This is a genomic window from Pseudomonas petrae, from assembly GCF_021728295.1.
GTDB classification, from domain to species: domain Bacteria; phylum Pseudomonadota; class Gammaproteobacteria; order Pseudomonadales; family Pseudomonadaceae; genus Aquipseudomonas; species Aquipseudomonas petrae.
Genome location: NZ_JAKJXE010000007.1, coordinates 277,798 through 290,371 on the forward strand (window position 1 = coordinate 277,798; position 12,574 = coordinate 290,371).

Sequence of the window (12,574 nt, forward strand, 5' to 3'; positions counted from 1 at the left end):
ACCCGCCACCATGAAGCGCGTGCTGTTGCTCGGCGGCGTCACCGAAGCACTGGCGATTGCGCGCACGCTTGGGCCTCAGCACGTTTACAGCCTGGCGGGTGTGGGGCGTGTGCCGACTGACTTGCGCTGTGAAGTCCGGGTTGGCGGGTTTGGTGGCGCTGAAGGGTTGGCAAATTTCGTCCAGCAAACAGGCATGGACCTGATCTTGGATGCGACGCACCCTTACGCGGCGCAGATCAGCCAGAACGCTGTCACGGCGTCGAAGCTGACCGGCGCTCCATGCTGGGCGTTGCGGCGGCCGGCATGGCAGGCGGGGCCGGAGGATGACTGGCGCGAGGTTGAGGACTGGACAACACTCATCGCCGCCCTCGCCCCCTTTGTGCGACCGCTATTTACCTTGGGCCGCGAGCCTTTGCAGCATCTGCAGGAGATTCCACCCCATCAGTTCTGGACGCTGCGGGCCCTGGACGTCTACCCCGGCAATGAACGCTGTGAAGTGATCGGGGCGCGCGGCCCCTTCCGCCTGGAGGACGAGCGTGAGCTGTTCGAGCGCCGCAACATTGATGTCCTCATCAGCAAGAACAGCGGCAGCACGGCCACCGAGCCGAAGCTGGAAGTGGCGCGGGAGCGCGGGGTGCCGGTGCTGGTCTTGAAACGGCCGGTGCTGCCGGAGGTGGATCGGTCGTTCTGGAGTGTGGGTGAGGTGCTGGATGCGTTGCGGGACATTGGCTGACGCAGGCCGAAAATGCCCTAAAAATCGTCTGGGTTTGCGGATCGGTCCGACTTCCACCGTCTGACTCGCCTGACATCGGAAATGTATCCTCCGGGATACCTTTCCCGTATGATTTTTTTCGAACGATCCACCTCATTCAACAAGTGGTTGACGTCTTTGAAGGACAAGACCGGGCAGCAGCGCATCATTGCGCGGATTCGATCAGCACAGCGAGGCAACTTTGGAGATTGTGAATCAGTAGGTGGCAGCGTTTTTGAAATGCGTGTTCACTACGGGCCGGGTTATCGAATTTATCTGACCCGCCATGGGAACGCGATCTATCTGCTTCTAGTTGGTGGGGACAAATCGACTCAGAAAACGGATATCAGACGTGCCAGGGAAATGGCGGAACGCCTCACGGCGAGGGAACAATGATGAAAGAAGAATTCAAACCATTCGACGCAGCGGAATACTTGGAGACAGTTGAAGACATGGCAGGGTATCTCGATGCCTGTCTCGATGAGGACACCGGTGACGGCATGCTAGTCCGACTGGCCCTGAAAGACATTGCGCGCGCTTATGGGATGACACAGATTGCACGCGACACGGGTTTGGGCCGCGAAAGTCTATACAAGGCATTAGGCAGAGGCGGCAATCCCGAATTCGCCACCATCATGAAAGTCATCAAAGCCCTGGGCCTGAAGCTCCACGCTTCAACCGCCTGAACCCTTCCTGAACCAAACCCGCAGCGCGACATAAGGTCGCGGGCGGGCTTTTTACATCTGGCGGCCGATCAGGCTAAATGGCCGACATGAAAAAACAAGAAGATCAAATCACCACGCAGAAGCGGCGCCGGGCGTTTGCCTGGGTGGCCTGTTTCGCGTTGCTGTTTGGCGTGCTGGCGATGCCGATGACACCGACCATGCCCCGCCCCGAGGGTGAGCGGCTGGTGTGGGGAAACGGCTGCACAGGTGAAACGTCACGACTGGCGATGACGCCCGTTGAAGTCATCGACAGGCAAACGCCCCAGCACCCCGACATCGCATTCGTGCAGCACTGCGCCTGTTGCACAAACGCAATGCCATTGGTTGCGGTGCCGACCAGCATCGGTTTTGGCTTGTTCGCCCTTGTCGAACCGGTGCGTTTCCCTGTCGCGGTATTGGTGCTCCGCGCGCCGCCCCGTCAGCACTGGCCTGAACGCAATCCGCACGCCTCACCCCGGGTCTGATTTGCCGATTGTGCCGTCGCGTACCTGAATGAACCGGAGACCTGTGTTGATGCTGAACAAAATCCTCCTGCTGATCGCCCTCGCGCTGCCAGCCGGTTTCGTTGACGCCCAGGATTACGCCAAGGGGCAACTGAGCGTCGCGCAGCCATGGTCCATGGCGCTGCCGCCCAACGCGCCCACCGTCGCTGCCTATTTTGTGATCACCAACAATGGCCCTGACGCCGATAGGCTCGAAGCGGTCGACAGCCCCATCGCAGGTGCGGCCCAGTTGCATGAGCACGTGAGCCAGGACGGCCTGATGAAAATGCAGCACGTCGACACTGTGGATGTCCCTGCCGGCGGCAACGTGACCTTCGCGCCCATGGCCTATCACGTGATGTTGCTGGACCTGAAAGACCGCACCCGACTCATCGACGGCCAGACCTTCCCGCTGACCCTACATTTTCAAAAAGCGGGCGACCTGACCGTCAACGTCGTGGTACTGAAACAGCCACCCGATGCTGCCGCTCCGGTCCACGCCCACTGACCCGCTGAACTCCGACGCCGCCCTCTTGAACCGCCCGCCCGCGATCCGCGCCCGATCCGCCTCTACCCCGCGTAACCCGCAGGGCGCGTGGCTGAGCCTGTTCGCCATGCTGATGATTTTCATCGGCCCGCTGATCTCGCAATCCATGCCGATGGAGCATCACAGCGGCATGGCAATGCCTGCGCCGGTATCGATGTCGATGTCGATGTCGATGCACGGCGAAATGGACATGTCGGCGTCGATGGGCATGGGCAAAGACATGGGCGCCGACGAGCACAGTGGTCACGTCAAGGCCGAGCAGAGCGCCGACGTCGATCACGTCATCTGGGCCAAGTGCGGCTATTGCACGCTGCTGTTCAGTTGCCCGGCGCTGACCAAAACCGTGGCCGTCCTGGCGCCGGTCCCGCCCCGACCCGCCGACTTCTATAACGAGGCCACGCAACACGGCCACGCCCAGCGCAACGTCTTCCCCAACGCCCGCAGTCGCGCGCCGCCCCTCTCGTCAGTCGCCTGAAAACCACCAATTAACTCGTACCCGCTGACGGCTTTTCCAGCCGTCAGCGCGCTGCGCCGTGTTTTCCCTGACGGGAGCGTTGCACCATGTCCAAACCGAATGTGTCTTTCTACAACCTGGCGTGGCGATGGCATTTCTATGCCGGCCTGTTCGTCGCGCCATTCATGATCCTGCTGGCGGTCACCGGGATCATCTACCTGTTCAAGCCGCAGCTCGACGCGCTGATGTACAGCGACCTGCTGACGGTCAAACCCGCTCACCACTCACTCAGTGCCGATGACCTGCAAAAGCGCGTGCTGACTTCCTTTCCACAGGCCCAGGTGACCAAGTACCTGCCACCGCTGAATGCCGAGGGCAGCGCGCAGTTCGTGGTCAAAAACGACGGCCGCGAAGTGAACGTGTTCATCGATCCGTACAGCGGCACGGTGCTCGGCACCCAGGACGCGAAGCAAAACCTGCAAGCCATCGCTCGCGAGCTGCACGGCGAACTGATGATTGGCACCGTCGGTGATCGGCTGGTGGAACTGGCTGCTGGCTGGGGCATCGTGCTGGTGGTTTCAGGCGTGTATCTGTGGTGGCCGCGAGGGAGATCACCGGCTGGCGTGTTATGGCCGCGCATCAGCGCGCAAGGTCGCATTCTCTGGCGCGACCTGCACGCGGTGACCGGATTCTGGGGTTCGGTGGCGCTGCTGTTCATGTTGCTGAGCGGCATGACCTGGACCGGCATGTGGGGAAAGGTCTACGCCGATGTCTGGAACACCTTTCCGGCGGCGATGTGGAATGACGTGCCCAAGTCGGACAAACAGGCCGGCGCCTTGAACAGCGCCAGCGTGCAGACGGTGCCGTGGGCCATGGAAAACACGCCGATGCCGGTGTCGTCCGGGGATCATGCCGAGCACATGAATCACGCGCACCTGTCCAGCGCTCCCGCAGCGCCGGGCATCCCTCTGCAGCAAGTGGTCGACATCGCCAAGGCGCGCAACATCGAGCCGGGCTACAGCATCACGCAACCGAAAAGTGCTGACGGCGTGTTCACCGTTTCCGTGTTCGCCGACGACCCCCGCGAAGACGCCACGCTGCATGTCGATCAGTACACCGGCAAGGTGCTGGCGGATGTGCGCTATAGCGATTACAGCACGGTGTCCAAGGCGACTGAACTGGGCGTGATGTTGCACGAAGGCAAGATGTACGGCTGGGTAAACCAGCTGCTGATTCTGTTCATCTGCCTGATGGTGCTGCTGAGTTCGGTGAGCGGGATCGTGATCTGGTGGAAGCGTCGCCCGCAGAACGGCTTCGGTGTTCCGCCCCTGCGTCACGACCTCCCGCGCTGGAAAACCGCAACGGCGGTAATGATCGTGCTGGGTGTGGCGTTCCCGCTTGTGGGAGTTTCGATGCTGGGGGTGTGGCTGCTCGATCGAATAGTGCGTTCGCGCTTTGCCAAAACGGCAGCAACAGCTTAGATTGCGTCTCGCGGGGCCTGGAACCTATTTTGGGTGGTTTAGTGATGAATTCCTCCTCATTTCTGGTTTCAGGCTCCGCACCTGTTTTTTCGCCTGCCGCCTTCCCCCTCTTCGCCACTCGATTCCCTTCTCGGCACCCCGCCCCAGTTGAGCGCGCCTGACGCACCACCCGACCTGCACCGATCCACATTGGTGCGCAGCGCCCTGAGCAGGCGACGTTTTCATTCCATTTTGCGACGTGAACAGCCTTGGCCCAGCGTTTGCTAAAGCCTAAGCAGACTCAACTCTGCACCGCCAACAGCCGTCATCTAAAAAAATCAAAGAATGGAGCTAGCCAATGAAGCGTCGTAGTTTGCTGAAAGCGTTCACTTTGTCTGCATCGATCGCAGCGATGGGTTTGACCTGGACCGCTCAGGCGGCCGAGACCATCAAGGTCGGCATTCTGCATTCTTTGTCCGGCACCATGGCCATCTCCGAGACCTCGCTCAAGGACATGGCGCTGATGACCATTGATGAAATCAACGCCAAGGGCGGCGTCAACGGCAAGATGCTTGAGCCGGTGGTGGTCGACCCGGCGTCGAACTGGCCGTTGTTTGCGGAGAAGGGCCGTCAGTTGCTGACCCAGGACAAGGTCGCTGTGGTGTTCGGCTGCTGGACCTCAGTGTCGCGCAAGTCGGTGTTGCCGGTCTTCGAAGAGCTGAACGGCTTGCTGTTCTACCCGGTGCAGTACGAAGGCGAAGAGATGTCGCCGAACGTGTTCTACACCGGCGCCGCGCCTAACCAGCAGGCGATTCCAGCGGTTGAATACCTGATGAGCGAAGACGGCGGCGGGGCCAAGCGATTCTTCCTGCTGGGTACCGACTACGTTTACCCGCGCACCACCAACAAGATCCTGCGCTCGTTCCTGCACTCCAAAGGAGTTGCAGACAAGGACATCGAAGAGGTCTACACCCCATTTGGTCACAGCGATTACCAGACCATCGTGTCGAACATCAAGAAGTTCTCCGCAGGTGGCAAGACGGCGGTGATCTCCACGGTCAACGGTGACTCCAACGTGCCGTTCTATAAAGAGCTGGGCAATCAGGGACTGAAAGCCACCGACGTACCGGTGGTGGCGTTCTCGGTCGGCGAAGAAGAACTGCGCGGCGTCGACACCAAACCTCTGGTGGGCAACCTGGCGGCGTGGAACTACTTCGAATCGGTGAAGAACCCGGTCAACACCCAGTTCGTTGCCGACTGGAAGGCCTACGCCAAGGCGCACAACCTGCCGAACGCCGACAAGGCCGTGACCAACGACCCGATGGAGGCCACGTACGTGGGTATCCACATGTGGGCGCAAGCGGTCGAGAAAGCCAAATCCACCGATGTGGATAAAGTCCGCGAAGCCATGGCCGGCCAGACCTTCGCCGCGCCTTCCGGCTTCACCCTGACCATGGACAAAACCAACCACCACTTGCACAAGCCGGTGATGATCGGCGAGATCAAGGCCGACGGTCAGTTCGACGTGGTCTGGCAGACCAAAGAGCCGATTCGTGCCCAGCCGTGGAGTCCGTTCATTCCGGGCAACGACAAGAAGCCTGACTATGCGGTGAAGAGCAACTAAGCGACGCGTTGTCGGGCTGGCACTGATCCCGGCCCGACACAATTCCCTTGTAGGAGCGCGCTTGCCCGCGATTGCGGTCTGTCTGTGACATAGATGGCGTCTGACACACCGATATCGCGGGCAAGCGCGCTCCTACAGGTTCCCCGTCTGACGTTACCTCATGCGGGTGCTCCCAGGACTCGATATGCCCAGATACTTCCACCACCTTCTTCTCGCGCTGTGCCTGTGGCTGCCCTTCGCCGCCCACGCCAGCGATGCCGGCGACTTTGTCGCGGCCCAATCCTCCGAGCGCGCCCAACTGCTGGAAGCCTGGGCCGCCAAGCCTGACCCGGCGCGCGTCGAATTGCTGGTTGCCCTGCAGGATGGCCGCGTCGCTGCCGACAGCAGCAACCGGGCGTTTATCCAGAACGGCGACAGCTTCGGCGCCGTCGATCCAGACGCCCCCGCGCTGGCTGATGCGCCAAACCCCGACACGCCGCAAGCCATCAGCCTGAACAACCGCCTTCGCGGCCTGATCAATACCGCGCTGGCCAGCCATCAACTGCTGGCAGGCGACCCCAGGGTTCGCCTGGCCGCCGCGCAAATCCTGCAAAAAAGCGCCCGTCCGGCGCAGTTGCCCTTGCTGGTGCAACAAGTGGCCAGCGAACAGGACGACAGCGTCCATTCGGCCCTGAACCTGGCGCTGGCCAACCTGCAATTGGTCGACGTCAGCCCCACCGTTCGGCTCGCCGCAGTGCGTCTGCTCGGTGAGACCGGTGATCCGCTGGCCCGCACCCGGCTGGAAACCCTGCTCGAACCCAACGTTGAAACCGACCCCACCGTGCGCCTGGCGGCTGAAACCAGCCTGGCTCAGGTCAAACGCAAGTTGATGATCGGCGAGATCCTCGGGCAAGCCTTCGCGGGCCTGTCGCTCGGGTCGATTCTGCTGCTGGCGGCGCTGGGACTGGCGATCACCTTCGGCCTGCTGGGTGTGATCAATATGGCCCACGGCGAGATGCTGATGCTCGGCGCTTACGCCACCTACGTCGTGCAGATGATGTTTCAGCGTTACGCCCCCGGCGCCCTTGAGTTTTATCCGCTGGTGGCGCTGCCGATCGCGTTTTTCGTCACCGCGTGCATCGGCATGGCGCTGGAACGCACGGTCATCCGACACTTGTACGGTCGCCCGCTGGAAACACTGCTGGCGACATGGGGCATCAGCCTGATGCTGATCCAGCTGATTCGCGTGGTGTTCGGCGCGCAGAACGTCGAAGTGGCCAACCCGGAATGGCTGTCGGGCGGCATTCAGGTGCTGCCCAACCTCGTGCTGCCCTGGAACCGCATCGTCATCATCGCCTTCGCGCTGTTCGTCGTCGTGCTGACCTGGTTGCTGCTGAATAAAACCCGCCTGGGCCTGAACGTGCGTGCCGTCACCCAGAACCGCAACATGGCCGCCTGCTGCGGCGTGCCCACCGGGCGCATCGACATGATGGCTTTCGGGCTCGGCTCCGGTATCGCCGGGCTGGGTGGCGTGGCACTGAGTCAGATTGGCAACGTCGGCCCCGACCTGGGCCAGAGCTACATCATCGACTCCTTCCTCGTGGTCGTGCTCGGCGGCGTCGGTCAACTGGCTGGCAGCGTCACGGCGGCCTTCGGATTGGGCATCGCCAACAAGATCCTCGAACCGCAGATCGGCGCCGTACTGGGCAAGATCCTGATCCTGGCGCTGATCATTCTGTTCATTCAGAAACGTCCGCAAGGCCTCTTCGCACTCAAAGGACGGGTGATCGACTGATGAATCAGCCATTGATGGTCACTGCCGCGCAACGTGCCGGCACCCAAGTCACGGTCGCGGTCGGCGTGGTGATTCTTGCCCTGCTGATCGCCCTGCCGTTGTTATCCCTGCTGCCTGAAAGCAACAGCCTGCAGGTGTCGGCTTATACGCTGACGCTGGTGGGCAAGATCCTCTGCTACGCGATCGTCGCGCTGGCGCTGGATCTGGTCTGGGGCTACGCAGGCCTGTTGTCCCTCGGCCACGGGCTGTTCTTCGCCCTGGGCGGTTACGCGATGGGCATGTACCTGATGCGAGAAGCGTCGGGTGACAGCCTGCCGGCGTTCATGACCTTTCTGTCGTGGACCGAACTGCCGTGGTACTGGGTGGGCACGCAGCATTTCCTCTGGGCGATGTGCCTGGTGGTGCTGGCGCCGGGGTTGCTGGCGCTGGTGTTCGGCTTCTTCGCCTTCCGCTCGCGGATCAAGGGCGTGTACTTCTCGATCATGACTCAGGCCCTGACCTTTGCCGGCATGCTGCTGTTCTTCCGCAACGAAACCGGCTTTGGCGGCAATAACGGCTTCACCAACTTTCGCAGCATTCTGGGGTTCAGCATCACCTCCCAAGGCACCCGCGCGGTGTTGTTTCTGCTCACGGTGGTGTTGCTCGCGGGCAGCCTGTTTGTCGGCTGGCGTCTGGCGCACAGCAAGTTCGGTCGTGTGTTGACCGCCGTGCGCGATGCAGAGAACCGCCTGATGTTCTGCGGCTACGATCCGCGCGGGTTCAAGCTGTTCGTGTGGGTGTTGAGCGCCGTGCTGTGCGGCCTGGCCGGGGCGTTGTATGTGCCGCAGGTCGGCATCATCAACCCGAGCGAGATGTCGCCGACCAACTCCATTGAAGCAGCCGTCTGGGTAGCCCTGGGCGGTCGCGGCACGTTGATTGGCCCGCTGCTCGGCGCCGGTCTGGTCAATGGCATGAAGAGCTGGTTCACCGTGGCCTTCCCTGAATACTGGCTGTTCTTCCTTGGCGCGCTGTTCATCGTGGTGACGTTGTACCTGCCCAAAGGCGTGATCGGCCTGATCAAGAAAAGGAGCGAGCCATGAAGAGCACTCCGACTCCTGCGTTTGATCCAGTGCTCGACCCGAACAGCGACGCCGGCACCAGCCGCGACGCCATCGGTCTCGGGCAGGTCGCCGGCAAGGGACTGAATACCTTGCACGGCACGATCCTGACGCTCGAAGACATCAGCGTCAGTTTCGACGGTTTCAAGGCCCTCAACGATCTGAATCTGTACATCCGCGTCGGCGAGCTGCGCTGCATCATCGGCCCCAATGGCGCGGGCAAGACCACGCTGATGGACGTGATCACCGGCAAAACCCGCCCCAGTCACGGCAAGGCCTGGTTCGGCGAAACCCTGGACCTGACCAAGATGAGCGAAGTGCAGATCGCCCAGGCAGGGATCGGCCGCAAGTTTCAGAAGCCCACGGTGTTCGAAGCGCTGAGCGTGTTCGAAAACCTGGAGCTGGCGCAGAAGACAGACAAATCGGTCTGGGCCAGCCTGCGGGCCAGGCTCAACGGCGAACAGCGCGACCGCATTGATGAGGTGCTGGAGACCATTCGCCTCACGTCATCGATGTCACGCCCCGCCGGGCTGTTGTCCCACGGCCAGAAGCAGTTTCTGGAGATCGGCATGCTGCTGGTCCAGGACCCGCAACTGCTGCTGCTCGATGAGCCCGTCGCTGGCATGACCGACGCCGAAACCGAATTCACCGCCGAGCTGTTCAAAAGCCTGGCCGGCAAGCACTCGTTGATGGTGGTCGAGCACGACATGGGGTTCGTCGGCACCATCGCTGACCACGTCACCGTCCTGCACCAGGGCAGCGTGCTGGCGGAAGGATCGCTGGAAGATGTGCAGGCGGATGAGCGGGTGATTGAGGTTTATCTGGGGCGGTGAACCGCCGACTGCTGATCGTTCCCTCGCTCCGCGTGGGAATGCATCCGGTGACGCTCCGCGTCACCCAGCAGACGCAGAGCGTCTGATGCGGCGTTACCACGCAGAGCGTGGGAACGATCATAGGATTTCTTGAGAAACTGGCCATGCTCCAAGTCGAAAAGCTCCACCAATACTACGGCGGCAGCCACATCCTCCGGGGTCTGTCGTTTGACGTGAACATCGGCGAGGTCACGTGCCTGCTCGGTCGTAACGGCGTGGGCAAGACCACGCTGTTGAAAGTGCTGATGGGGCTGCTGCCCGCCAAAGAAGGCGTGGTGCAGTGGGAAGGCAAGCCGATCACCGGCTTCAAGCCCCACCAGCGTGTGCATTCCGGGATCGCCTACGTGCCCCAGGGCCGGGAGATTTTCGGGCGGCTGACCGTTGAGGAAAACCTGTTGATGGGCCTGTCGCGCTTCCCGGGCTCGGAGGCCAAGGAAGTCCCGCCGTTCATTTACGAGCTGTTCCCGGTGTTGCTGCAGATGAAGCACCGGCGCGGTGGCGACCTGTCCGGCGGTCAGCAACAGCAACTGGCGATCGGTCGCGCCCTGGCCAGTCGTCCTCGCCTGCTGATTCTCGACGAGCCCACAGAAGGCATTCAGCCCTCGGTGATCAAGGAGATTGGCGCCGTGATCAAGAAGCTCGCCGAGCGCGGTGACATGGCGATCCTGCTGGTCGAGCAGTTCTACGACTTCGCCGCCGAGCTGGCGGATCAGTACATCGTCATGTCCCGCGGCGAGATCGTCCAGCAGGGCCGTGGCGAAAACATGGAAGCCGAAGGCGTTCGGGGTCTGGTCACTATTTAATGCGCCGATCAGCTAAGGTACGGTCCTTCGATAACACGATAATCGACTTATGAATCTTCCTGCCCACACCGCCCTGTTCACCCCCAGCTGGCATGCCGAGCTGGAGCTGGCGTATGGGCGTTTCGGCGACAGCACGCGCCCGACCCAGCGGCGTCACAAAGGTCCATTGCGGGTGCAAAAGCATCTATATGCCGAAGGCCCGCAGGTCTGCCAACACATCATCGTTCACCCGCCGGGCGGCATTGCCGGCGGCGATCGGCTGGACATCAGCGCCAGCGTCGGCGCCAACGCCTGGGCGCAATTGACCAGCCCCGGCGCGGCGAAGTGGTACCGCGCGGCGGGTCCCGCTTATCAACAGCTGGACATCAACGTCGCTGCAGGCGGCACGCTGGAATGGCTGCCGCAGGAGAGCATCGTCTTCAGCGAGGCCAAGGCTGAACTGACCACGCGGATCGACCTTGAGGGTGACGCCCGGCTGTTTTATTGGGACGTGGTTGCGCTGGGCCGGCCGGCCAGCGGCGAGCGTTTCGATCAGGGCCACTTTCAGGCGCATCTGGATATCCGGCGTGACGGCAAGCTGTTGTGGCACGAGCGCCAGCGCATCGTCGGCGGTGACGGTTTGCTGGATTCGCCGATCGGCCTTTGTGGCAAACCGGTGTTCGCGACGCTGATCGTGACCGGGGAAATCGATGCAGCATTGATGGAGCGTTGCCGTGACCTGGCCGAGCACTCAACCGTGCGCGGCGATTTGAGTCAGTTGCCCGGTTTGATCATCGCCCGCTGCCTGGCCGATGAAGCGCTGCACGCGCGGGCCTGGCTGATTGAATTATGGAAACTGCTGCGCCCTGCCCTGCTGGGCCGCGAAGCGGTGGCGCCGAGGATTTGGAGCACCTAGGAGCTGCGGATATCTGTAGGAGCGCGCTTGCCCGCGATTGCGGTGGGTCCGTCGCCATTTATGTCACAGACACACCGCAATCGTCCGGATGCGGCCCAGACCAAGCGCGCTCCTACAAAGGCTATTTCAGCGCTGACTCATTCAGTTATTTGAAACGGACAAAACCCATGGATCTGACTCCACGCGAAAAAGACAAAATGCTGATCTTCACCGCAGGCCTGGTCGCCGAGCGGCGGCTGGCACGCGGTCTAAAGCTCAACTACCCGGAAGCGATGGCCTTTATCTCCGCCGCCCTGCTGGAAGGTGCGCGCGACGGCCAGACCGTCGCCGATCTCATGCACTACGGCACCACCCTGCTGACCCGTGAACAGGTGATGGAAGGCATCCCGGAAATGATCCCGGAAATCCAGGTCGAGGCCACTTTTCCGGATGGCACCAAGCTGGTCACCGTGCATCAGCCGATTGCCTGAGCCGCCCTTTGAAACAGCCACACAGGAACACGTGGAAACGAACATGACGTATACGATTCGTGACGCATTGCTGACTGACATGCCGGCCGTGCTGGCCATCTACAACGACGCCGTGCTCAACACCACGGCGATCTGGAACGAGCAGCCGGTGGACCTTGCCAACCGCCAAAGCTGGTTCGCCGCGCGCCAGGCCCAGGCGTACCCGATACTGGTCGCCGTCGACGACCACGATCAGGTGCTCGGCTATTCGTCGTTCGGCGACTGGCGGCCATTCGAAGGGTTTCGCCACACCGTTGAGCACTCGGTTTACGTGCGCGCCGATCAACGCGGCAACGGCCTGGGTCCGCTGCTGATGAAAGCGCTGATCGAATGTGCCCGCGCCTGCGAAAAGCACATGATGGTCGCGGCCATCGAAAGCGGAAACGCGGCGTCGATTCACCTGCACGAGCGCGAGGGTTTCATTACCACCGGGCAAATGCCCCAGGTCGGCACCAAGTTCGGTCGCTGGCTGGACCTGACCTTCATGCAGCTGGACCTGTCGCCAGGCGCCTCTGCTCCACCCTCGCAAGCGCCCGGCATCACGCCTGTCGCCTGAATGTTCATTCTGAAAGGATTCCGCC

General features: G+C 61.8%; 15 protein-coding genes. All 15 read left to right on the forward strand.

From position 1 onward, the window contains the following. The first annotated feature begins 10 nt into the window (after nt 1–10). The 15 genes from L4G42_RS14620 (at nt 11) to L4G42_RS14690 (ending at nt 12,549) form a co-directional block, all read left to right on the forward strand. Complete coding sequence (locus L4G42_RS14620) at nt 11–733, forward strand: cobalt-precorrin-6A reductase (RefSeq protein ID WP_237251997.1); 723 nt, start codon at nt 11–13, stop codon at nt 731–733. 108 nt (nt 734–841) lie between these two features. After that, a complete protein-coding gene (locus tag L4G42_RS14625) occupies nt 842–1,147 on the forward strand; it encodes a type II toxin-antitoxin system RelE/ParE family toxin (protein WP_237251926.1) in 306 nt (101 codons plus the stop codon). After that, entirely contained in the window at nt 1,147–1,437 is a 291-nt protein-coding gene (locus L4G42_RS14630) for an addiction module antidote protein (protein ID WP_122533764.1), read from the forward strand. Before L4G42_RS14625 ends, L4G42_RS14630 begins: the two co-directional genes overlap by 1 nt. Before the next feature lie 86 nt (nt 1,438–1,523). Next, nucleotides 1,524–1,940, forward strand: coding sequence for a DUF2946 domain-containing protein (locus L4G42_RS14635; protein ID WP_237251925.1), 417 nt, complete (start codon nt 1,524–1,526; stop codon nt 1,938–1,940). 49 nt (nt 1,941–1,989) lie between these two features. After that, entirely contained in the window at nt 1,990–2,466 is a 477-nt protein-coding gene (locus L4G42_RS14640) for a copper chaperone PCu(A)C (protein ID WP_237251924.1), read from the forward strand. 25 nt (nt 2,467–2,491) lie between these two features. Continuing rightward, the gene (locus tag L4G42_RS14645) at nt 2,492–2,980 is read left to right on the forward strand and encodes a DUF2946 domain-containing protein (RefSeq protein WP_237251923.1); all 489 of its coding nucleotides are present in this window, start codon (nt 2,492–2,494) and stop codon (nt 2,978–2,980) included. A gap of 86 nt (nt 2,981–3,066) precedes the next feature. Continuing rightward, nucleotides 3,067–4,440: a PepSY-associated TM helix domain-containing protein gene (locus tag L4G42_RS14650; protein WP_237251922.1), complete on the forward strand. Its 1,374-nt coding sequence runs from the start codon at nt 3,067–3,069 to the stop codon at nt 4,438–4,440. A 337-nt stretch (nt 4,441–4,777) separates the two neighbouring features. Further along, nucleotides 4,778–6,043, forward strand: coding sequence for an urea ABC transporter substrate-binding protein (gene urtA / locus L4G42_RS14655; protein WP_237251921.1), 1,266 nt, complete (start codon nt 4,778–4,780; stop codon nt 6,041–6,043). 184 nt (nt 6,044–6,227) lie between these two features. Then, nucleotides 6,228–7,817 carry an urea ABC transporter permease subunit UrtB gene (gene urtB, locus L4G42_RS14660; RefSeq protein ID WP_237251920.1) on the forward strand — a complete coding sequence of 530 codons (1,590 nt, stop codon included), beginning with the start codon at nt 6,228–6,230 and terminating at the stop codon, nt 7,815–7,817. Next, on the forward strand, nt 7,817–8,896 hold the full coding sequence (urtC, locus tag L4G42_RS14665; protein ID WP_237251919.1) for an urea ABC transporter permease subunit UrtC: 1,080 nt from the start codon (nt 7,817–7,819) through the stop codon (nt 8,894–8,896). Before urtB ends, urtC begins: the two co-directional genes overlap by 1 nt. Then, nucleotides 8,893–9,747 carry an urea ABC transporter ATP-binding protein UrtD gene (gene urtD, locus L4G42_RS14670; protein ID WP_237251918.1) on the forward strand — a complete coding sequence of 285 codons (855 nt, stop codon included), beginning with the start codon at nt 8,893–8,895 and terminating at the stop codon, nt 9,745–9,747. The genes urtC and urtD overlap by 4 nt, the downstream gene beginning before the upstream one ends. Nucleotides 9,748–9,890: 143 nt before the next feature. Continuing rightward, nucleotides 9,891–10,589: an urea ABC transporter ATP-binding subunit UrtE gene (gene urtE / locus L4G42_RS14675; RefSeq protein WP_237251917.1), complete on the forward strand. Its 699-nt coding sequence runs from the start codon at nt 9,891–9,893 to the stop codon at nt 10,587–10,589. 49 nt (nt 10,590–10,638) lie between these two features. Continuing rightward, nucleotides 10,639–11,484: an urease accessory protein UreD gene (locus L4G42_RS14680; protein WP_237251916.1), complete on the forward strand. Its 846-nt coding sequence runs from the start codon at nt 10,639–10,641 to the stop codon at nt 11,482–11,484. Between the two features lie 167 nt (nt 11,485–11,651). After that, nucleotides 11,652–11,954: an urease subunit gamma gene (locus L4G42_RS14685; protein ID WP_237251915.1), complete on the forward strand. Its 303-nt coding sequence runs from the start codon at nt 11,652–11,654 to the stop codon at nt 11,952–11,954. A 43-nt stretch (nt 11,955–11,997) separates the two neighbouring features. Beyond that, the gene (locus tag L4G42_RS14690; protein ID WP_237251914.1) at nt 11,998–12,549 is read left to right on the forward strand and encodes a GNAT family N-acetyltransferase; all 552 of its coding nucleotides are present in this window, start codon (nt 11,998–12,000) and stop codon (nt 12,547–12,549) included. Nucleotides 12,550–12,574 lie beyond the last annotated feature (25 nt).